This is a genomic window from Paenibacillus sp. CF384 (assembly GCF_900106745.1).
Taxonomy (GTDB): Bacteria; Bacillota; Bacilli; order Paenibacillales; family Paenibacillaceae; genus Paenibacillus_Z.
The window spans coordinates 250300-272923 of the sequence record NZ_FNNV01000004.1; the positions used below are offsets into that span (position 1 = coordinate 250300).

Sequence of the window (22624 nt, forward strand, 5' to 3'; positions counted from 1 at the left end):
GCCCGCCGCTCTGGCGCTGCTGCTCGTAGCTGCCGGCGGGTGGATCATAGCGGTATTTCACGCAGATCACAACCTTTTTTGGCGTTTTATATAGTAGTCTATGGGATAGGCGAACATACGGACTGGACGAATGCCCGTATTTTCGTAATAAATTTCCGCTGATGCGGGGTAGCATTGATCGTTGGTCGTGGGCCAAGTTGGTCTTCTGTTCTGTGAAGCGCTACAACGGTGACGCTTGAATAATGGTAGAGAAACGAATACAATTAGCTTACTAGTTCAAGTGGGAGTGTGTGCGAACGATGCAATTGAAGAAACTGAATGACAAGACGTTCGACCAGCTGTTCGAAGCGATTCTAACGCTGGAGACGGTGGAAGAATGCTATGTGTTCTTCGATGATTTGTGTACGGTAAACGAGATCCAGTCGCTGTCTCAGCGGCTTGAAGTGGCACGCATGCTTGGCAAGGGTGCGACATATAATCAGATTGAAGCAGAGACCGGCGCAAGCACGGCGACGATTTCACGCGTGAAACGGTGCCTGAACTACGGCAACGATGGGTACAAAATGGCGCTGGAGCGCGCAGGACGCTAAGCGTGGTGCGGAAGCCTGGTGTGTTAGTGATTAGTCACGGTTCGCGTGAGGCGGACTGGGTAAAGCTTGTTGATGAGGCGGTTGGGGCGGTTCATAAAAGTCTAAAACCTTTTGGTGCCGCCGTGCGCGAGAGTAACCCCAAACCTATTGGCACAGTGCCGGTAGTCTCGGCTTTTCTGGAGATTGTAGAAGGACGTCTGATTCAAGACGGCATAGATCAGCTGGAAGCGGAAGGCGTGACGGAGCTCTACGTCCTTCCGCTTTTTGTGTCGTCCGGCAGTACGCATGTGGACGACATTGCGCAAGCATTCGGCGCTCAGCCGGTATCGGCGGCGCGCCGCGGCGAGCTGGCGCCGTTCCGGGTTGGCGCGGGCATGAGCGTCCGCTTCGGCTTGCCGATCGACGACGACGCGGATATTGCCGAGCTGCTGCTGGGCAATATTGCGGAGCTGTCGTCGGCGCCCGCGAGGGAGCGATTGCTGCTCGTCGCGCATGGTTCGCGCGAGGCGGTCTTTCACGGCCGCTGGCGAAGCGGCATGGGGCAGCTCGCGGCGCGCGTCCGCGAGCTTGGCGGGTTCGCCGGCGCAGACATTGCGATGCTGCTGCCGAATCAGGCGGCCTGCAAGCTGCGCGCGCTGCAGCGGCGGTATGAAGGTGACTCGTTCCTCGTGGTGCCTCTCTTTCTGAGCGAGGGTTATTTTACAAGAACGGTCATTCCGGGTCGGCTTGAAGGGCTGGACTACCGGTACAATGGCCGCGCGCTGCTGCCGAATCCGTATATTGTGCGCTGGATGGAGCGTCAGATCGAGAGCTGGCTGCGTGAAGGGGATGCCTGGTGACGGCAGTTTGGGAAGTTCGCCGTTTAGGTGTATAGTAGAGAGTAGAGAACTTGAGATGATACGGGCAGCAGGATGTGCCGGTTGCCGTGTTCACGGATGCGCGGAAGGCGCTGCCGTACACGGTCCGGAGTGAATGTGCCGGAGGTGGACTAGGTGACGATTAAGAGGGCGAGATTGATCTATAACCCGACGTCGGGACGGGAAGAAATTAAGAAGCGGCTGCCAGACATTCTGCAGCGGCTTGAACGCGGCGGCATCGAGACGAGCTGCCACGCCACCGTGAGTGAAGGCGATGCGACAATCGCGGCATCCGAAGCTGCGGACCGCGGCTTCGACATGATCATCGCGGCCGGCGGCGACGGGACGCTGTATGAAGTGATCAACGGCTTGGCGGAGAAGGACGTACGGCCGCCGCTAGGGATTTTGCCGCTGGGGACCACGAATGATTTTGCCCGGGCGCTTGGCATTCCGAAGCATTGGGAGTACGCGTGCGATCTCATCATTCAGCAGTACACGAAATCGATTGATCTGGGACGGGCGAATCAGCGGTATTTTATCAATATCGCAGGCGGGGGCTCCTTGACGGAGCTGACCTATGAGGTGCCGAGCAAGCTGAAGACCATGATCGGGCAGCTGGCCTATTATATGAAGGGTCTTGAGAAAATGACCCGCCTGCGGCCAACGGAGCTGCGGCTCCAGGCCAAGGAGATCGGCGAGATTCATGAGGAGATCATGATGTTCCTCATCTGTAACAGCAATTCGGTCGGCGGCTTCGAGAAGCTGGCACCGGAGGCGAGCCTCAGCGACGGCCTGTTCGACGTCGTTGTGCTGAAGAAATGCAACCTCGGCGAATTCATCCGCTTGGCGTCCCTGGCGCTGCGCGGCGAGCATTTGCATGATCCGCATGTGGTGCATTTTCAGACGCGTGAGCTGATCGTCACGACACCGGATTACGTGCAGCTAAACCTGGACGGCGAGTATGGCGGCACGCTGCCATGTACGTTCACGGTGCTGCCGTCGCATTTGAACATTATTGTGGATGAAGCGGGCAATTCTACTTATAAATAAATGGCATGAAGCAGATAAAAGGTATAGGCGAGACAACTGACTGATAAGATCGAAGCAAGGATATGAAGGAAAACGGAGCGGGTTATGTACAATGAGCAACAATAAGGTTAAAGTACCGACAGTAAGCAAAAATGATGAAGTCGTCGTCGACATTGTCGGCTTGACGCATGAGGGCGAAGGGGTAGGCCGTGCAGACGGCTTTACCCTTTTTATACAGGGAGCCCTTCCGGGCGAACGCGTCCGTGCGAAGGTACTGAAGGTGAAGAAGACTTATGGCTACGCGAAGCTGCAGGAGTTATTGGTTAAGAGCGCGGACCGCGTGGATGCGCCTTGCCCGATCTATAAGCAGTGCGGCGGATGCCAGCTGCAGCATCTGAGTTACGAGGGGCAGCTGGCGTGGAAGCGGCAGCATGTGGTGGATAATCTCGAAAGGATTGGGAAGCTGCGGGTTGCCGGGGCGGACGCCGCGAGTGGAGGCCTAGCCGGCGGTGAGTCGGATGCAGTGATTGTCCATCCCACTATTGGGATGGACGAGCCATGGCGTTATCGGAACAAAGCGTCCGTACCGATGGGCATGGCCGCTGTTGCAATGGGCGGAGACGGCGACGGGCTCTTCTCGGAGGAGCGCTTAATCGGCGGCTTCTATGCGCGTGGCAGTCACCGCATCATTGATATGGACGAGTGCATGATTCAGCATTCGCACAATGATGATATTGTGGCGCGCGTGAAGGCGATTGGCCGCGAACTTGGGATTTCGGCCTATAACGAAGAAACAGGCCGTGGACTGCTGCGTCATGTGATGACGCGCGTAGGTTTCGTTTCTGGCGAGGCGATGATTGTGTTGATCACGAACGGGGGGCACATCCCACAAGTGGACAGCTGGATCAAAATGATCCGTGAAGCCGTACCTAACGTGAAGAGTATCGTGCAGAACGTGAACAAGCGTGATACGAACGTGATCTTCGGCGATGAGACGCGCGTGCTCTGGGGCAGCGAGGTTATTTATGACGAGCTCGATGGCATTCGCTTCGCTATCTCGGCTCGGTCGTTCTACCAGGTGAATCCTGTGCAAACGGTGGAGTTGTACCGCAAAGCAGTTGAATGTGCTGCGTTGACGGGTAATGAGCGGGTTATCGATGCCTATTGTGGCATCGGAACGATTTCGCTTTTCTTAGCACGCCAAGCCGGCCATGTTTACGGCGTTGAGATTGTGCCAGAGGCGATTGCGGATGCGGAGAGAAATGCGAAGCTGAATGGGATCGAGAACGCCTCGTTCGAGGCTGGGCCAGCCGAGGTTGTAATCCCTCGCTGGCGTAAGGAAGGTATTGTGGCCGACGTGATTGTAGTCGACCCGCCGCGCAAAGGTTGCGACGAAGCGTTGCTCGAGACGATCCTGGCGATGCGTCCAGAGCGTGTGGTGTATGTGTCGTGTAATCCATCGACACTGGCACGCGACCTGCGAGTGTTGGAGGATGGCGGATATAAGACGGTTGAAGTGCAGCCGGTGGATATGTTCCCGCATACGGTGCATGTGGAGTGTACAGTGTTGCTAAAGAGAGGGGTTGTAACCAATAAATAAACCCATGCTATTCGCAATAAACCCTTGTCAAAAATCGAATAAAGTTCTGCTAAGACGGGGGAAGGTATGAGTAGGAGTTAGAATCAAAAGCAAACAACCGAGTGAAAATCAGGGTTCATCCTGGAATCACTCGGTTTTTCTTTATTGTAGGTTAGAGCTATGAGACGATGCAGGGAGGAGGGCTGTAAAATGGCAGGGTTTTAGATGAAGGAACTCATCATTTGTATAGCGAATTAGTAATGGTACTAAAGTCACGATATCGATCGGGAGGCATTATGAGCACACTTACACTTCAACAATTGGAATCGCACTTATGGGAATCGGCTAATATCATGCGTGGCAGCATCGATTCCTCTGACTATAAAAACTACATCTTCGGTATGCTGTTCCTAAAGCGTTTGAATGACGTATTTGTCGAAACCGCTAAACGGATTGAGATGGAAGAAGGAGACGACTACGGCTGGTACGACCGCGACGAGCATCAGTTCTTCGTACCCGAACGTGCGCGCTGGGAACATATCCAGACATTAACGCAAGACATTGGAGACGCGATCAACAAAGCTTTTGAAGCGCTTGAGGAAGAGAATGTATCGTTGCAAGGGGTACTGGCAACCATAGACTTCAACGATAAAGAGAAGCTGCCAGACAAGCTCCTGCAGCGTCTGATTCAACACTTTTCAGCAATTGAGCTCTCCAATAGTAACTTGTCTGAGCCTGACATGCTCGGCCGTGCCTATGAATACCTTATCAAGCAGTTTGCCGACGATGCAGGGAAGAAGGGCGGAGAATTCTACACGCCAAGCAAAGTCGTTGAACTGATCGTCAAGCTGATCAAGCCCGAAGAAGGCATGCGTGTCTGCGATCCCACAGTCGGATCTGGCGGTATGCTTATTCAATCTGTCGACTACATCAAGTCCAAAGGCGGTAATCCGCGTAACCTGACCCTTCATGGTCAAGAGCGCAACCTCAATACCTGGGCAATTTGTAAAATGAACCTTCTTCTGCATGGATTAAGCGACCATTGGATTGCAAAAGGTGATACGATCCGTGAACCTAAGTTGCTTGAAGATGGCGAGCTTATTCTATATGACCGTGTAATCGCCAATCCCCCGTTTAGCTTAAGCAACTGGGGACGTGAAGAAGCAGAAGCGGATTCACTTGGTCGTTTCCGTTTCGGACTACCACCTAAGGATAAAGGCGATCTTGCGTTCGTCCAGCACATGGTGTCAACGCTTAACCATGAAGGCAAGGCTGGCGTTGTAATGCCACATGGCATCCTGTTCCGCGGCGGTGCAGAAGCAGCCATTCGTAAAGGATTACTTGAAGAGGATCTTATTGAAGCGATCATCGGCCTGCCATCGAACCTTTTCTATGGTACAGGTATTCCAGCAAGCATAACCATTTTTAATCGTAATAAAGCTGCTCAGAAGAAGGGACAAGTGCTGTTCATTCATGGCGCGGGGGATTATCAGGAAGGAAAGAATCAGAATGTCCTTCGTGATCAAGATATCGAAAAGATCGTATCGGCCTACGACAAATGGGAGGATCAAGAAAAGTATTGCCGAGTTGTTGATATCCAAGAGATCCGTGAGAACGACTATAACCTTAACATTGCACTGTATATTGATTCGGCTGAGGAAGTAGAGCAGATTGATGTGGATGAGGCATTGGTAGAACTCCGTCAATTGGAAGAGGAACGCGTGGGGATTGAGTTCACAATGTATAGCTTTTTGAAGGAGCTAGGCTATGATGCATGAAGCAAACGTGACTCAATTAGGCGAGGTACTTGAATCGATTGTGGGAGGAGGAACACCTTCCCGTAAAAATGAAGGATTTTATGAAGGTAATATTCCATGGGTAACAGTAAAAGATTTAGTCCACCATCATCTAGACAAAGCACAAGAGTATATAACAGAAGAAGCAGTAATGAAGAGTGCTACCAATCTAATCCCTAAAGGAACTGTAATTATCGCAACAAGAATGGCTCTTGGGAAGGCATTTATTAATTTAGTTGATGTCGCCATTAACCAGGATCTTAAAGCGTTAATTCCGAATAAGGATTTGATTGATTCTGAGTTCTTACTACATACTATTATTGGTAATGCTAGTGCGATTCAAAGTATGGGATCAGGAACAACAGTAATGGGAATTCGGTTAGAGCAATTAAAATCATTATCTATATTTGTTCCAAAATTATATGAACAACATAAAATTGCCAATATGCTTAACTCAGTTGATAGTGCCATCTCCAAAACCGATGCCATCATTGAACAAACGGAGAAGGTTAAGAAAGGGCTCATGCAGCAGCTTCTTACCAAGGGGATTGGACATACGAAGTTTAAGCAGACGGAGATTGGGGAGATTCCTGAGACTTGGGAAGTTAATGCTTTTGGGCAAATATTCAGTTTGATTAAGAGCGGCATCTCTCGTAGATTAGTGCCCGACGATGTGGGATATCCTGTTATTCGATCTTCAAATATTGGGAATGCACAGCTTATTTTAGATGACTTAAAGTATTGGTATTTTGAAGATGATCAGGGAGTTGATCTGAAGAACCTAATACTAGAGGATGGGGATATACTAGTAAACTTCATCAATAGTCTGGCTCAGATTGGAAAGTGCTGCTTATTTACTAAACAAGATAGAGATTTTATCTATACCACCAATATATTTAGAATGAGGGTAAAACCTGATGTTTTGTTAAATAGATACTTTCACTATTATTCGCAGACTACTCGCTATGAAACCGATCTTCAGTCAATTGTTAAGCCTGCGGTTAATCAAGCAAGTTTTACTAAATCGGACTTTGAAAACCTACAAATTGGACTTCCTCCTGTATCTGAACAAAATAAAATTGTTGAGATTCTAACATCTCTTGATGATAAACTGACCTCAGAAAATTTAAAGCTTAATCAACTTCTCACTTTAAAAAAAGGTCTAATGCAAGTCCTCCTAACGGGCAAAGTCCGAGTCAAAGTCGACGATCCAGAGGTGGTATCCACATGACCTCAACAAGCGAATGGAACGAGAAGCATCTTGTTGAAAATAGACTAATCGAACAACTCAAAGAAATGGGCTATGAGCATATTCATGGCCCTTCTTTGGATACGGAACGTGAGTCGACTCGTGCGGTTATCCTTCAAGATCGTCTTACCCGAGCGCTTAAGCGTCTTAACCCGTGGATCAACGATACAAACCTGAACAAAATCATTCGCAGCATTATCTACATAGAAGCAACGAGCCTGATAGAAGCCAACGAAGCGTTCCATAACATCCTAGTGAACTATACATCAATTCAGCAGGATATGGGCAAGGGCAAGAAGAACCAGACGGTCAAAATTATCGACTTTGAATACCCATCGAGTAACGAATTCCTCATCATCGATCAATTCAGCATCGGCGATGCCAGCGGTACCATTCGTCCCGACCTGCTCGTATATGTAAACGGAATTCCACTCGTTGTCATCGAATGTAAGAGCCCGATGGTAGCTGTAGATGAACAAATAGGCAAAGCTGTTAAGCAACTGAGAAGGTACCAGAATCAATGTGAGCACTTGTTCCATTACAACCAGTTCATGATTGCAACGAGCAACGATCGTGCCAAAGCAGGTACAATTGGCGCACAGCTTAAGCATTTTGGAGAGTGGAAAGATCCTTATCCGTTAACGTCACCTGATGTAGGCGATCATCCAACGCCGCAAGATATCCTTGTTGCGGGCATGCTATCGAAAGCTAATTTGCTTGATCTCATCCAGAACTTCATCGTCTTCGAGCCTGAGAATGGACGTATGATTAAGAAGCTATCTCGTTACCAGCAGTTCCGTGCGGTCAATAAAGCGATTAACCGCCTTATGACAGCCAAATCCCCTCGTGAACGTGGAGGGGTTGTGTGGCATACGCAAGGCAGCGGGAAATCCCTTACGATGCTGTACCTAGCTGTTAAGCTACGCCGCATCGAAGTTTTGAAAAACCCTAGTATCGTAATCGTAACAGACCGTTCAGACTTGGATGATCAGATCACAAAGACATTCCGCCGCTGTGGTTTTGCTAATCCGCAACAGGCATCAAGTGTCTCTCAACTTAAAGAACTACTGAGGCAAGGTCCAGGCTCAACTGTCATGACACTAGTTCAAAAGTTTCAAACGAGTAACGAGGAAAATCAGTTTCCAGAGCTCTCCGCTGCCGAGAATATCATCGTTATGGTCGACGAAAGCCATCGGTCGCAGTACAAGGGCCTCGCCATGAACATGCGCACAGGGCTTCCGAATGCCTGTTATTTAGGCTTTACTGGAACGCCGATTGATAAGGAAGATAAAAGTACAACGCGTACGTTTGGCCCGTATATCGACAAATACACAATTGAACAAGCTGTAGATGACGGTGCGACAGTCCCGATCTTTTACGAAGCGAGATTGACGCAGCTTCATGTGGAAGGCGAAACGCTTGATCAACTGTTTGACCGCAAATTCCGTGAGTATGATGCAGAGACACGAGAGCGAATCATGAAGAAGTATGCTACGGAAGAAGCGATTATTGCATCTCCTAAGCGTATTGAACAGATTGTGCTCGATATTATCAAACATTATGAAGCCCATATCATGCCAAACGGTTTCAAGGCGCAAATTGTCGCAGTCACACGCGAAGCCGCTGTTTTGTATAAGGAGAAGCTGGATGAGTTAAGTGATCTGGATTCAGCTGTTGTGTTCTCGTCAGGTTCAGACGATAAGGAGCACCTTAAGAAGTATCACATCAGCAAAGATGACGAGAAAGCCATCATCGCTCGTTTCAAAAAGCCATTGTCCGAGGATAAGCTGGCGTTCATTATTGTGTGCGACAAGCTGCTTACGGGCTTTGACGCGCCTATCGAGCAGGTCATGTATCTGGATAAGCCATTGAAGGAGCATAATCTACTTCAAGCAATTGCTAGAACGAACCGTACCTATGATAAGAAGGATTACGGACTAATTGTCGATTATTTTGGTGTGTCTCGCTTCTTAGAAAAGGCGCTGGCAATTTTCTCGAAGCAAGACATTCAAGGTGCGCTTATGCCTGTAGATAGCGAAATTCCTCGTCTCCAAACTCGTCACAGAGCTGCGATGAAGTTCTTTGATTACATTCGCAATGAAGATGTAGAGTCTTGCATCCAGGTGCTTGAACCAGAGGATGTACGACAACAATTTGAGTTGGTTTTTAAGCGATTTGCTTCCAGTATGGATATGATCATGCCAGATCCCAAAGCGCAGCCGTATGTAAATGATCTTCAATTCCTTGGTAAAGTCCGTCAACTGGCAAAGTCCCGTTATCGTGACGAAAGTATGGATATTTCGGACTGCGGGGAAAAGGTTAAGCAGCTGATTGCGGAGCATATGCGAGCTTCATCTGTTGGGATTCTGCACGAAGCCATTGATATCTTGTCCAGCAAGTTCGAGAAGAAGGTCAATGAGCTATACGGCGGTGAAGCTAAAGCCTCTGAGATGGAGCACGCGATCCGCCATGAGATTAGGGTCAAGATCCAAGAGAATCCCGTGTATTACACGTCATTGAAAGAGAAGTTGGAGAAGCTGATCGAGGCTCGTAAACAGCACCAGATGGATATTGTGGAACTTGTAGAGCAGCTTCGTGGAATGATTAACGATATGCGGGACACAGCCACCAAGAGCCAAATTAATGGTTTAGCACGGGAGCAGTATCCATTTTATCAGATATTAGAAAAACAGCTTCCTGCCGAGGACGACAAGGAAGCTTTAAAGGAACTAACGCATATCATTACCGAAATCATAATTGAACAATCTGTTGTAGAATGGACGAACAAAGACGATGTGAAACGGGAGATGCGACAAAAGATTAAGAGGCAGCTTCGTGTAACAAAATGCCCGAAAGACCAGATTGAGGAGCTTGCGCAGAAGTTAATGGCTCTAGCTGAAATTCATTACAAGAAGTAATCGCTTGAAAGTTCTAAAGCATCAATAAATGACAGTAAACATCTCGTATTAGAGTTCTTTCCTTCATGAATTATGGGTAAGATTGAAGTAGATGAGGTGAAGGCGATTGCCTGTACGTGACGAGCAGAGGCCAGAAATAAAACGACTATACTTAGAAGGTTGGAGCACCACACAAATCAGTAGGCATCTAGGTGGCATGAGTGCAGAAGGTGTTCGATATGCATTGCAAAAAATGGGAGTCGAGCGCAGAACCGTTCGTGAGGCGTTCGAAGCACTTGGCAACCAAGAAGACTCGCACTTTTTAAGTACTGCCAAGCGGGATGAAATTCCAATCCTCTACGCGTCAGGGCAAAGTACGGTGCAAATTGCGAGACTTTTTGGTGTAACAGAAGCCGCGATTCGTCAGCAGCTACTCACCAAGGGTATTGCTCCTCGATCGATTAGCGAAGCACGAACACTGAGTACCCAACACCCTGAAACGCAAAAGCGACAAAGTGAGTCACTGAAGCGCAATTGGCAAGATCCCGCATATCGTGAGAAAATGATAGTCGCATTGGATAAAAACAAAATTGCATTCACCTCTACTGAGGAGCAAATGGCCAGACTACGCGGTGTGCTTGCGGGGATGCTGCTAGGTGATGGTAGTTTACACATTCAAAAAGGAGGCCGGCACGCCAGTTATTCGATGACCCATACAATCAAACAACGGGCATATTTAGAGTTCAAAGCCACGATACTTCGCGAGATTACGCCGCTAAACTATTATGAAACTGCGCCGAAGCCTAAAATACCAAATGGTCAGGTTCAATGCAAAACAAAGACAAACCCATTTTATACGGAGCTTCGATCCATCGTTTATCCGAATGGTCAAAAAACGGTGACACTAGAATGGCTTAATTGGCTTACTCTAGAAGGGCTAGCGCTGTGGTACATGGATGACGGTTCACTCAGCAAACGGCGGTCATACAATAAAAGGGGTCAATATCGGATAGCAAGTCGCTGCATTCAGTTTGCGACCTGCGGTTTTTCCCTTGAGGAGCAGGAGATACTTCGTATTTTTGTAAAAGAGCGTTTTGATCTTGACTTTAAAACCGTCAAGTCGCATCAAACTGCTGAAAATACGTATTACAGCTTGCGCGCTGCCGCAACTGTGGCGAATAAACTGTTTGACTTGATTCGGCCATTTGTCGTCCCTTGCATGGCGTATAAGATAGATATGGAGTACGATGTTAAGTGAGATTAGTCCTTGCAAGTTTAGACCCACTCGATTATAAAGTTAAAGTTGGTCCATTTATTCTAAGCCATTCCTTACGTTCATCGTAATCAGGCAAGATTGAGCGTACATACTGCCAGAATTCTGCGGAATGGTTCGGATACTTCAAATGGACCATCTCATGGACAAGCACGTAATCAATGATCTTCATTGGAGCCATCATAATACGCCAGTTGATATAGATGCTTTTATCAGCAGCACAAGAGCCCCAACGCATTTTCTGATCTTTAAGTTGCAGCTTACCTGGGGATACCCCCATCTTAGGACTGTAGATGCGTAGTCGCTCGTTGAGCTTTGCTTGTCCGTACTGTAAGTACCAGTTCATAAAGAGCGGTTTGAGTTGTGCTGGTAGCTCATCATTTTTTAACTCAGAAGAGACGGTTACATGGAAACGATTCTGCTTGAATACGAGGGATGGCACGATTTCCATATTAGTCTTTTCAACCTTGAGTCGATAGAATCTGCCGATATAGAGGAACTTCTCACCGCTAACGAATTCCTTACGTTTCGGCGGAACCGTGATCTCTTCGAACTCATACCATTTGCTTAAGATCCAAGGTGACTTCTTTTGTAGGACTTCTTGGAGCTTTTTGTCATCAATTGAAGGTGGCGTGACTACATTAACTCCGTCAATCCAATCGACTGAGATAATGATGTCCTTGACATCAGGTTTGTGTTCGAGTGTGTATTCAATAATTGTATTACCATATTTGTATTCTGGCATCTAGAAAGACTCCTTAGGCTCGGAAGGCATTGTACCCTAATCTTCACATGCGGATAGCTTAATGTCAAAGCAGTAAGTCGATATCGATCTAGGGTTGGCATTAACCATGCATACTGATTTTTAGAATCTATGCATCCAACTACCAAATTTGTGAGAGCGATGACATTGTTAGAATTACTTGCTTTCCCAGATAAGTTTGAGCTATTTCAAGAGGTGAGGAAACAAATTGCAGTTCATTGTGTAAGTGATAATGCGAAGTATCTTGCCTTAAGAGATCGATTTATTGAGCTGACTGGGAAAAAGGATGAAGAAACTAAACAATATATTGGATATTGAACAAGAAATGTTCATTTAGGTCATAACCTAGAGGATATTTTGGAGAACGATGATGAGAAGTTAAACAAATTAATACTTGAACTTCAAGGTTACATAGGCAACGTAATAACTGATAACATAATATGACACGGGAAGAATTCTTAGACTTTCGAAAACAGAGAAGGATAGAGCGTAGGCTTCAACGAGAAGATTAATTGAGTGCTAGACTATTCTTGATAATATTCCTAACGCTACAAGGCAAAGTATTCAAGCATGATTGGTGAATGGTAAAACAGCAAAGGAGATATACCATGCATTTTCTTATTTTGTTCGGTTTGAAAGTTCCGTCAGCTTAGCCGTATAAAATTTCTTCTTACTGTCTACTTGTCACGTGTGGAATCGATAGCATTGTTGATAAAGTAGAAATCATTATCTCTTAATTTACTGGCAGTTAATTCTGAGTTATTAGAATTAATATGCCATTTTTTATATTAGCAACTAGATTTGATGACTATTGCAGGGAAATGGAGGGAATAGTCGAATGTTTAGACGAAAGTACAATTATTCCCTAGAAAATAATAAACTTGTGTGCTATTTCTAAGTTGTTGTAGAAAGAGCCATTTTTAAATAAGTAATCGCTATGAGGGGGCAGAATGAATTGGCGAAGAATGGATTATTTTATAATGAGCATTTTAACGAAGTGGAGAATCGATTATATTATCTTCTTGATATAATAAGAGGTAATTATTACCTTTTTAATGATCGGAATGGTCAATATACGCTATTAAGACTACTCTATTTGAAATTAATGACAAAATACAATAATGAGTTTAATTATACATGGGATCGAGTTAAAGATTTAAATTATGAAATGTTTCATAGAGATGATGAAGAACTATCTCGCGAGTTGAATCGATTAATTAATATAGAAGAGAGACCAGCAACATTTAATTATTATCCAATCATTAGAGAGGTTATAAATTTTCTTGACAATATTGATATTCCTGAAGAATATTTTAACAAGAAATTATTAGGTGACCTTTTCTTTAGATTCTGTGAAAGATTCTTTTTACTAAATAAGAATCCATATTCTAATCTGCTAAGTACAAATCGTATATATGCTGAGGTTATTGAAGAAATAATTAAGATGAAACAAGGTGAATCGATTCTAGATCCATTTATTGGTTCTGGTGGTTTAGTTTACAATGTTGTATCAGCGAATAAATATACCGATGTCAAAGTTTATGGACTAGATATTGATAGAGTTCAATTGTCAATTTGTAGTATGCTTTTTGAGTTGGGTGGAATATCCCACACAGAGCTTCTAAATGATGATTATTTTAAATCAATACATTCAAATACCAAAGAGAAATATGACAAAATAATTACACATTTACCCTTAAGGCAATCATTTTCAAGTATTAATAGCTCGTATCATACAAAGAAAGATTACATGATGGATATTGTATTTAATTTAATAAATTCTTTGGCTATAAATGGTGAGGCATACATAATTGCCCCGAGTAGCTTTCAATTTGCAAATGGAGAATGGAGTCCAATTCGAAAGGCATTAATTAATGATGATTTATTAGACGTTATAATTGAATTTTCTGAATTAGGTAAGGAAAGAAGTCTATCAAGCTTGGTTGTTTTAGTTATTAAGAAACGAAAAGAAGAAAGAAGAAAAAGAAAAATTCAATTGATAAGTCTACAGACAAAGAATGTTAATACATTGTTTCAAACAATGAAGGAACAAGAGGAAAACGAGTTTAGTCGAATTGTATCTCTGGATGAAGTTTTAAGAAGAGGTGCTATTTTAACCTTCAATCAATATGATCCAATTTTTGAAGAAATGAATAGAATGCTTCGTTTTGAAACGGGGATATATTTAGCAGATGTTGCAAATTTGATTAAACCTGTTAACAATAGCAACTTCCATTTTGATGAATTCGGATCAATACCAGTTATAAAACCGAGTAATTTAAATAAGGATATTAATGATATTTATTTAGAGTCAAATTTTGATGCTTTTATTAGAATAGAGCAATGCTCCGAAACTCAGATTATAGATAAGAAATCAATAATTATTTCACTTCAAGGAAGAGATTTAAAACCGACAATCTTTGATCCAAATCATTCTGAACTGAAGAAAATCGTTTTATCTAATTGTGTTGCTTTAGTAATTAAGGAGGATACTAATCCGGATATAGATCTTGACTATATATACTATCAACTATATAATCCCAAACTTCTAAGGCAAGTCGCAGGTTATAAAAGAGGATCTGTCATCAAAAGAATTACATATGGTGATCTTCTGAGCATCATTATTTCAAAACCAGAATTTGAAAAGTATGAGCAGTTAGTTGATTTCCAACACGAACCAATTAGGGAACTTGAGAAATATAAGAAGTTATACGACGAAGCAATAGTTATACGAGAAAAGGAAAAAGTGATAGCTGAGAATAACATAGTAAATATGTTGTTGCACAATATTAGTAAGCATATTTCAATCATTGGACATGATATAGAAATACTATATAAATTTTTAGGAGAAAATAATTTATTGGAGAAAGTATATAATATTGATTTTATTAATGAACATAATGATTCCTTTCAAGTTCGAAATGGGTTGGAAAAAGCAATTGAATTGGTTCCAGTTGATAAAATAGTTAATAGAACAAAAGAGAGAATAAATTTGTTAGAGAAAATATTTGAAGATACTCAAAAGTCAATCAATCTTAACTTAAATGGTTTTGATTTTGAAATAGTTAGTGTAAAACAACTGTTGCTAGACTTGACCCGAGATAGATTATTAAATAAAGATCTCGAATACAAATTTATAGTGGAAGGAGATGACGCTAAGTTAAGAGTCAACATACCAAGTTTCAAAGAGTTATTTCATTTATTAATAAACAACGCAGAAGAGCATTCATTTGAAAATCAAATACAAAATAGTAGTTTTATTATTGAGTTTAAGATTATAAAAAGGAAAAATTCAATAATAATTGAATACAAAAATAACGGGCTGGCCTTTAATATAACTCAGGTGGATTTTATTTTGGCTGGTAAAAAGAACCTTCAAAGTTCGGGGAGCGGGCTTGGGGGGGCATACATCAATAGAGTTGTACTTAAACATAATGGTAGTTTTGTTATAGAACCACAAGATAAAGGGGTTAAATTTATATTTACATTTAACATGGAGGCAAGGAAAAATGACGACAACAATTAATACTCTGCTCGTAGATGATGATACTGAGTACGCTTTATCTCTAAGAAATTTCGCGACCCAAAATGGAATCCATATTTACCATGCCAAAACATTGGATGAAATGAAAGAAGCGCTACCAAAGATCATTAGTGGCATAAGCGTTGTCATTTTGGATATTAAAGGAATGATTACTGCGAAGGATCAATACGATGATGAGAATTTTTTATCATTAGCTATTACTTATCTCGATCAAGAGTATTCTACAAAGCCTAGGATTATTCTGACTGGAGATACCGAAGGTTATAAGTATATTCAAAAATTCAGGAAAAATGAAGTGGTATTTAGAAAGGGGAATGAATCTGAAAAAGATATGTTCTCACTAATTAAAGAATTACATACAAATTTACCGGAGTATGAAATTTATAAAAGATACAGCGACATTTTTCAAGTTTTTGATTTAGGGCTATTAGCGAGTAACCGAAAACAAGAATTACTTGATCTAATAAAAAAAGTAGATTCAATTGATCCTGTAGAGATTAAAAACTCTTTAGGTAGAATAAGAGATTTACAAGAGGAGATTTTTTTTCAAATAAATAAACATAAAACTGCCTATTTGCCAGATAATCGAGCCTTAAATGATAGAGGAGAAATCTCAGTAAGAAAGGCACATAGTTTTTTAGTTGCAAATTCTGTAGGTAGAGGATACGAATACCCACTATTTCTTAGTGAGATGACAATTGCTAGCTATAAGGTGGCATGTGAGTATGGAGTTCATACTTCTAGATTAGATAGTGGATTTAAACCTACTAAATATACTGTACAAAATTCATTCTATTCACTATTAGATTTAATAAACTGGTATTTGGTATTATTGAGGTAATCTTGCTTGTAAACAGGTATAAGACGCTGGCAAAATACAGCATCCCTTGCTGTATCCGAATGTAGATGATGTCGGTTACCCAAACCTCATTAGGTTGCGTACACACGTTAAATGCTGGTTAATCCAGTTTGGTGCGATGGGGAAGTCGTAATTGGAATTCGTGGTCTGCACTTTGATTTTCTTCATCGCCTGGGAGCGGAGGTTATTCTCACTCATGATACGGCCAACGGTCCTTTCTCCTGCGACCAGCCGTCTTGCTTCAACAAAATTATGATTTTCGGGCTACCGTAAATACCACTATTTTCTGTGTAATGATATGCAATTCGTTCCGCTAACTTCGCATGGAACAGCGCTCGTTCACTAGGCGCGGAGTGCCTCCACTTGTAGTTGCATGCAAGTGTCCAGGAGGACATTAAGTCTACCATATCGAACTCTTATCTTGACGTATTCTGTCAAATACCGAGTTGGAGCGAACGATATGACACTTCCAGTAGAGCTGGCTTCTATATTTCGAGTAAAGCAAAAATCTTATAAAATGGTTTTAATCTTGGCCATTCTCGACGAATACCAACAAACTAAACTTCAATTTCTACCGCTCAATGCTGTTGCTGAGCGGTTTTTGTCTTATTTCCGTAACGCTTCGAATAGTGGAAATACGGTAGATCTCCCGCCTCCGAACAGGGCTACAAGTTGGAATGCATTCACATTATCCCAGACTAAGTCCCTCCTCCAGACCCCGATTGATGCGCTAAAGTCAATTATAGAAGCGAACTCCGAGACAATAACATTCAAGTCTTCTGTCTGGGCTCAAATTAACGAACAAGTTCTATCTGAGCTCAGGGAGTATGCACAGTCTGAATTGACCAATTACAACGATGAGCTGGCAACTAAGTCAGAGTTTTCATTAAAAACTTGCTTTGATCAAATTCTAGATAATTATCTAGATTATAAAACCCAAGGATTCGGCAGTCATCCTGTAGGCGCGTTGATGAGGAAGACAATTCCTGAATATTTACTTTCGCAGGAGTTCATTGGCCCAGATTACAAAGTACAAGGTTCCATTGGTCAAGGGAATTGGGTTGGGATTCCTTGGATTGCGATATTAGACAAGCGTCTGAATATCTCAATTCAGAGTGGAGAATATATTGTTTATTTATTCGCTGAAGATATGAGCGCTGTGTATCTGACACTCGCACATGGGGTAACGGAGCCCCAGAGGCTCTATAAGAAAAAAGGGGCTAATCAATATTTCAAGCAAAAGTCCGAGGAGATAAGAAGCTATCTGCCGCTTGAAAATATGCAAAAAGATGAGATTGTACCTGGTACGGGAGACGATTACCAAACGGCAATCATCGCGTCTATCCGATACGACCGTAATCATGTTCCAGAAGATGCGCAGCTGCTATCCGACCTAGAAAATGTCGTCAATAATTACAAGCTATATGCAGATAAAATCCTCCAAGAGAAACCACCGATAGAACAGCCAGTATTCACCTTTACGATGGCACATCTCTATTTATGTCAAGGCATAGTTCACTATTTAGGTCAAAACAACACGCGATATGTTCCGCTAGATGAACTAGTTGCTAATCAAGCAACCGTGCTGAAATCGGGAGATGATGTTAAGAATCCGAAGGAAAGGGTCCAGCATATCGGACGTGCCTTTCAAGAGCTCGGATTGTTAGCGATCGAAGACGGCCAGTACTCTCTTACCGCTCAAGGGTTAGAGTATTATCAAGCCTTTGATCAAACATTTTGGTCACTGAGTCCAGCCCAAGTAGAGCTTGTTAGAGCAATCTTGACGAGTTCGGAGAACGAGGGGCAACCAAGTCGACTTATCCAATGTATTAATCTTGGAATCACAACTGCTGAGGAACTCGGTACGTTCAAGTTAGAACAGTTCAAATCCTTATTCATCTCGACCATGAATATGGAAACCGAGTGGGGCGAAGTGACACAGCTTAATCGTTCTCGATTCATGTTGAATTGGTTAGAGGAACTGGGATATGTGGATAAGTCAAAAGATGAATATCGTTTCATAGCTGAGGTGGAGGTGGAACCAATAGATACGTTAACGATAGTGGAGCGTGTTAATTACATAAGCTCCTATATTGAGAGTAAAGGCTTCCACTTCCCTGAGGATCTTATTGAGAACTTCTACTTATCGCTCAAGACCAAACCATTCGTGATTCTAGCAGGTGTTTCCGGTACCGGGAAGACCAAGCTCGTGAAGCTATTTGCAGAGGCGTTAGGTGCGACTAGCGATAACAAGCAATTCAACCTTATCCCGGTTCGTCCGGATTGGAGCGATCCTTCCGATCTGCTTGGCTATAAGGATTTAACAGGTGCTTTCCGACCAGGCTTACTAGCTGAAGTATTGGTTGAAGCGTCTAAAGAGAGCAATCGGAATAAGCCCTACTTTGTGTGCTTGGATGAGATGAATTTGGCGCGCGTTGAGCATTATTTTAGCGACTTGCTCAGCGTCATTGAAACGCAAGAGTGGCGGAACGATCGAATCATCACGGTTCCACTTATTCAGAAGGACGGCTTGATTAGTGAGGATCAACCTATCTACGGCGGACTTGCGCTACCAGATAATGTGTATATCATCGGAACGGTAAACATGGATGAGACGACACATCCTTTTAGCAAAAAGGTGCTAGACCGCGCTAACACAATTGAGTTCAACTATATTAATCTGGAGCAGTTCCCTACTGGTTTAAGCAATCAAATTACACCTGAGCGAGTGTCCAATTCGTTCTTACGAAGCGAATATTTACAACTAATTGATGCCTACGATCTCAATGAAGATCTAGTGAAGAATGTCACTACAAAGTTAGTTAAGATCAATGAGATCCTAGAACAAGTGCATTCTCATGTTGGTTTCCGCATTAGGGATGCCGTCTGTTTCTATATGATCTACAATAAGCAGTTTGAATTAATGAGCGAGGACAAAGCATACGATCTGCAGCTGCTGCAAAAGCTGTTGCCACGTGTACAAGGAAGTAGCTCCTCAGTAAAACGAGTGTTGCTCCAGCTCTTGCAAGAAGCACTCGGAAAGTCATTACCAATCCAAGATTTAATGGATGATGCATCGGAGCTATATTCCGGTAAGAAGGCAAAAGAACAAGAAGCTGAGGCGAAGTATCCCTTTAGTGCTCGTAAACTGACATTCATGCTGCGGAGGTTAGAGGAAGATGGATTCACCTCCTATTGGCTCTCCTAATTCAAGTGTTGAGCTACTTCGTATCGAGACGAGTCTATTTATTCTGTATCTGCACGGAAAGCCATATCACCCCACGGTGGACTCGCTTCAGCTTCATAGAACGGATAACAATCAACTTATTCCGGCTCATTTGCACATAACCTCACCATCTTCATCTTTGGAGATAGAGAAGATATTTATGTTTAATCCTGAGAAGCGGGAGCTAATGGAATGGCAGGCTGGTGAAACAACATATCCTCTCTTCTTCGAAACGCAGCCTTATGAGCTTGTCATTGAGAAGAAAGGTGATGCGCCACTTAGCTTCTACCATGAGAATCTGAATATCCGACAAGCAGTCAAATCGCTCGGTAGAGGGCAGATCCTCTCCGGCGTATTAAATTTTCAGAACGAAGTGGGATTAACCGATCTGGAGATCCGACTACATGGACAAGTCATATTGGGGCTGCAACTGGAGATTTTTCCGGTGAAAATGGATTACAAGCGAGACTACCAGATGATTTTGAACGATGTGAATCAACAGATCTACAATCTTTCGTTTGATTTCTTGCGTAAGACCTATCATTTAACCGGCCTAAAGGAAACGAGAAATCAGAGTTTAACGGAGTTTTTCTCCATTCTGAGGCATGTGTTCGGACAACTGGTTCAAGCCGTTGAGAGAATCCAGAGTGCACCACATACCAAGCATCAAACGGAGAATCGAATCGTGGAGTCTGGGCGAGTGAGGAAGCCAGGTAAAAAGAACATTGCTTTTCTCGCCAAGCATCCTCATTTGTTAAAACAGGATGATAAGCTGGGGATCGTGTCTATCAACGGACAACGTTATTATCCCACCCATGCCATGGAGACTAAGCGGTATGTGGATTACGACACGAATGAGAATCGATTCGTTCGATGGGTTTTGCTGCGGATTGCTCAGAAGTTAAAGGACTTAAAGCAACGCTTGTCTGAACAAGGCAAGCTCAAAGATTCACTCTTGTCACGGCAGCTTACTGACATGCAATCGCACCTACAGAGACTACTAGGTTTAGATTTCTTACAGGTAAAAGACATGCGGCAACTCTCTATCTCGCTGGTTCTCCAAATGGCACCGGGGTATCGAGAGGTCTATCGGAACTATCTCATGTTAATGAAAGGCCTATCGATCCAGAGCGACTTGTTCCACCTGTCGATGAAGGACCTGGCGCAGCTTTATGAATACTGGTGTTTCCTGAAAATCCATGACCTGCTGAGCCGGAAGTATGAGCTGCTCAAGCAAGATATTATTAAGGTCAATCGGGCTGGCGTATTCGTTACGCTTGATAAAACGCAGAAGGCGAAGATGGTTTACCGTAATCCGAAGAACGACGAAGTATTCACGCTATACTATAATACCTTGCCTAAGGGAGAGCAAACGCCGACTATTTCTCAACGACCCGATAATGTACTGACACTGAAGAAGAACGATTCTAAGACCGTGTACAAGTATATTTTCGATGCTAAATATCGGTTAGATCCTGCGTATGAGGGCACTCCCTATAAGAGAGATTACAAGACGCCAGGACCGGTGGAGTCCGATATTAATACGATGCATCGCTATCGAGATGCGATCGTTTATGAAGATGAGCAAGACAATGAACTCGAGCGCAGCATGTTTGGAGCTTATGTGCTCTTTCCATATCAGGATGAAGAGCAGTTTAAAGATCATCGATTCTATAAGAGTATTCAGCTCGTCAATGTGGGGGCGTTCCCGTTCTTGCCTAATGCGACGAAGCTTATGGAAGCTTTTCTAGATGAGATTATTATGGATAGTCCGGAAAAGGCATATGAACGCGCAGCCCGTCCAAGTGGGACGAAGACATACTATAAGAACAAGATGACCGGACGAAACGTGCTGGTCGGCTCCTTGCGCAACGTTGAGCAGCTTGATGAGGCATTAAAATATGGATTCTATCATGTGCCGCTTGAGAATTTGACGGACCATACGGTGCTTTCGAAGTTGGAGTATGTGGCTTTGTATCAATCCGTTAAGAGGTTTGAGCCTCTAGGAAAGGGATCAGGCATACATTGGTTCGGTAGAATTAAGGAATGGCAGGTAATTAGAAGACGAGAAATAACGGAAATACCTGCGAGAGCTGGTACTGAAGACAAGCTGTATGTGAAGTTTACTGTCGAGAGTTGGGCAAAGAGAAAGCAGCCTATAATTCCTGGAGGGCATGGAATTTATTCATTTCTTTTGACATCAAAATATATCTTTGATCGAGCAGAAGAAATTGCTGAGCTGAGGCTTGAATCCGAGGAAGACATCAGCAGTTGGCGTGAGCAGCGACGACATGGACATGTGAAGGTCGAGCTCGATCATGAGCAGGTTGATCTGGCTAGCAAGGTCGAGGCAATTTCAGAGGCTGAGTAGGTTTCAACTGTCGGCTAAGTAAATGTGGGAATACTATTTTACTAGAATGGAATGGAACTCTATGTCAAATAATCGGAGCTGGATTCCAGTTCAATTAAATAAGGATGGTCTTGCTTTTAAGAATTTTGCTAGTATTCAAGAATGTTTTAGATACCTATCCACATGGAGTGAATTTAAAGATAGTAGAAAGAATCAAATTTATCACATTATTAATGCTGGGTTAGATGATGAAACGCCTTACAAGGAATACACATTCCATACGACCGATGAGCATGTACAAGCTAGAGCAAATCGCAAAACGAGAAGAAAATTCTTAATCAGAGGTGGGTCAGGCCATGGCTGAAATTAAGATGAACATTGACCTGCCAACAAATTCATGCACACTTCATAAGCACAATTGTACTTATGTAATAGATGCACCAACAGAATTTAAAGGTATTGAAGAATGCAAACGAGATGGACTATGGAGAACATTTAGTTCGTTGGCAGAGGCGGAAAAAGAGCATTCAACGGAATATCCTAATATGAAATTTAAGCTGTGTGGTCACTGTAATGTGAGTATTTAAAAAGAGCCTGCCACTGAAGTAGTGG

At 43.5% G+C, this 22624-nt stretch carries 14 protein-coding genes; 13 read left to right on the plus strand and 1 reads right to left on the minus strand.

The features are described 5' to 3' along the window. Positions 1-299 precede the first annotated feature (299 nt). From BLW29_RS10250 to BLW29_RS10285, 8 genes are all read left to right on the plus strand, one after another. Positions 300-590, plus strand: a complete 291-nt coding sequence (locus BLW29_RS10250) for a YerC/YecD family TrpR-related protein (protein WP_090978952.1) — start codon at positions 300-302, stop codon at positions 588-590. A gap of 26 nt (positions 591-616) precedes the next feature. Further along, positions 617-1429 (plus strand): sirohydrochlorin chelatase, encoded by an 813-nt coding sequence (locus tag BLW29_RS10255; RefSeq protein WP_256208514.1) that lies wholly within the window; start codon positions 617-619, stop codon positions 1427-1429. Between the two features lie 153 nt (positions 1430-1582). Beyond that, positions 1583-2497, plus strand: coding sequence for a diacylglycerol kinase (locus tag BLW29_RS10260; RefSeq protein ID WP_090978955.1), 915 nt, complete (start codon positions 1583-1585; stop codon positions 2495-2497). 91 nt (positions 2498-2588) lie between these two features. Continuing rightward, entirely contained in the window at positions 2589-4076 is a 1488-nt protein-coding gene (gene rlmD / locus BLW29_RS10265; RefSeq protein WP_090978958.1) for a 23S rRNA (uracil(1939)-C(5))-methyltransferase RlmD, read from the plus strand. 275 nt (positions 4077-4351) lie between these two features. Beyond that, on the plus strand, positions 4352-5833 hold the full coding sequence (locus BLW29_RS10270) for a type I restriction-modification system subunit M (protein WP_090978962.1): 1482 nt from the start codon (positions 4352-4354) through the stop codon (positions 5831-5833). Then, the gene (locus BLW29_RS10275; RefSeq protein WP_090978965.1) at positions 5823-7082 is read left to right on the plus strand and encodes a restriction endonuclease subunit S; all 1260 of its coding nucleotides are present in this window, start codon (positions 5823-5825) and stop codon (positions 7080-7082) included. The genes BLW29_RS10270 and BLW29_RS10275 overlap by 11 nt, the downstream gene beginning before the upstream one ends. Further along, the gene (locus BLW29_RS10280) at positions 7079-10018 is read left to right on the plus strand and encodes a type I restriction endonuclease subunit R (RefSeq protein ID WP_090978968.1); all 2940 of its coding nucleotides are present in this window, start codon (positions 7079-7081) and stop codon (positions 10016-10018) included. The genes BLW29_RS10275 and BLW29_RS10280 overlap by 4 nt, the downstream gene beginning before the upstream one ends. Positions 10019-10214: 196 nt before the next feature. Continuing rightward, a complete protein-coding gene (locus tag BLW29_RS10285; RefSeq protein ID WP_143044377.1) occupies positions 10215-11255 on the plus strand; it encodes a hypothetical protein in 1041 nt (346 codons plus the stop codon). A 31-nt stretch (positions 11256-11286) separates the two neighbouring features. On the opposite strand, the gene BLW29_RS10290 is transcribed toward BLW29_RS10285, so the two are convergent. Beyond that, entirely contained in the window at positions 11287-12015 is a 729-nt protein-coding gene (locus BLW29_RS10290) for a M48 family metallopeptidase (RefSeq protein WP_090978974.1), read from the minus strand. A 973-nt stretch (positions 12016-12988) separates the two neighbouring features. Here BLW29_RS10290 and BLW29_RS10295 point away from each other — a divergent pair. The 5 genes from BLW29_RS10295 to BLW29_RS31130 all read left to right on the plus strand — a co-directional run bounded on the left by BLW29_RS10295 (position 12989) and on the right by BLW29_RS31130 (position 22599). Further along, a complete protein-coding gene (locus BLW29_RS10295; protein ID WP_177186568.1) occupies positions 12989-15559 on the plus strand; it encodes an N-6 DNA methylase in 2571 nt (856 codons plus the stop codon). Then, positions 15543-16418, plus strand: a complete 876-nt coding sequence (locus BLW29_RS10300; RefSeq protein WP_090978980.1) for a hypothetical protein — start codon at positions 15543-15545, stop codon at positions 16416-16418. The genes BLW29_RS10295 and BLW29_RS10300 overlap by 17 nt, the downstream gene beginning before the upstream one ends. Positions 16419-16896: 478 nt before the next feature. Then, positions 16897-19644, plus strand: coding sequence for an MrcB family domain-containing protein (locus BLW29_RS10305; RefSeq protein ID WP_177186569.1), 2748 nt, complete (start codon positions 16897-16899; stop codon positions 19642-19644). A gap of 178 nt (positions 19645-19822) precedes the next feature. Further along, positions 19823-22033: a DUF2357 domain-containing protein gene (locus tag BLW29_RS10310; RefSeq protein WP_371264696.1), complete on the plus strand. Its 2211-nt coding sequence runs from the start codon at positions 19823-19825 to the stop codon at positions 22031-22033. A gap of 335 nt (positions 22034-22368) precedes the next feature. Then, positions 22369-22599, plus strand: a complete 231-nt coding sequence (locus BLW29_RS31130) for a hypothetical protein (RefSeq protein WP_143044378.1) — start codon at positions 22369-22371, stop codon at positions 22597-22599. Positions 22600-22624 lie beyond the last annotated feature (25 nt).

What these genes read in the sequence shown, in the direction of transcription:
- BLW29_RS10270 (WP_090978962.1), top strand. Translation starts at nt 4,352, where the DNA reads ATGAGCACACTTACACTTCAACAATTGGAATCGCACTTATGGGAATCG.
- BLW29_RS10285 (WP_143044377.1), top strand. Translation starts at nt 10,215, where the DNA reads ATGAGTGCAGAAGGTGTTCGATATGCATTGCAAAAAATGGGAGTCGAG.
- BLW29_RS10310 (WP_371264696.1), top strand. Translation starts at nt 19,823, where the DNA reads ATGTTTAATCCTGAGAAGCGGGAGCTAATGGAATGGCAGGCTGGTGAA.
- BLW29_RS10280 (WP_090978968.1), top strand. Translation starts at nt 7,079, where the DNA reads ATGACCTCAACAAGCGAATGGAACGAGAAGCATCTTGTTGAAAATAGA.
- BLW29_RS10275 (WP_090978965.1), top strand. Translation starts at nt 5,823, where the DNA reads ATGATGCATGAAGCAAACGTGACTCAATTAGGCGAGGTACTTGAATCG.
- BLW29_RS10305 (WP_177186569.1), top strand. Translation starts at nt 16,897, where the DNA reads ATGACACTTCCAGTAGAGCTGGCTTCTATATTTCGAGTAAAGCAAAAA.
- BLW29_RS10290 (WP_090978974.1), bottom strand. Translation starts at nt 12,015, where the DNA reads ATGCCAGAATACAAATATGGTAATACAATTATTGAATACACACTCGAA.
- BLW29_RS31130 (WP_143044378.1), top strand. Translation starts at nt 22,369, where the DNA reads ATGGCTGAAATTAAGATGAACATTGACCTGCCAACAAATTCATGCACA.
- rlmD (WP_090978958.1), top strand. Translation starts at nt 2,589, where the DNA reads ATGAGCAACAATAAGGTTAAAGTACCGACAGTAAGCAAAAATGATGAA.
- BLW29_RS10300 (WP_090978980.1), top strand. Translation starts at nt 15,543, where the DNA reads ATGACGACAACAATTAATACTCTGCTCGTAGATGATGATACTGAGTAC.
- BLW29_RS10250 (WP_090978952.1), top strand. Translation starts at nt 300, where the DNA reads ATGCAATTGAAGAAACTGAATGACAAGACGTTCGACCAGCTGTTCGAA.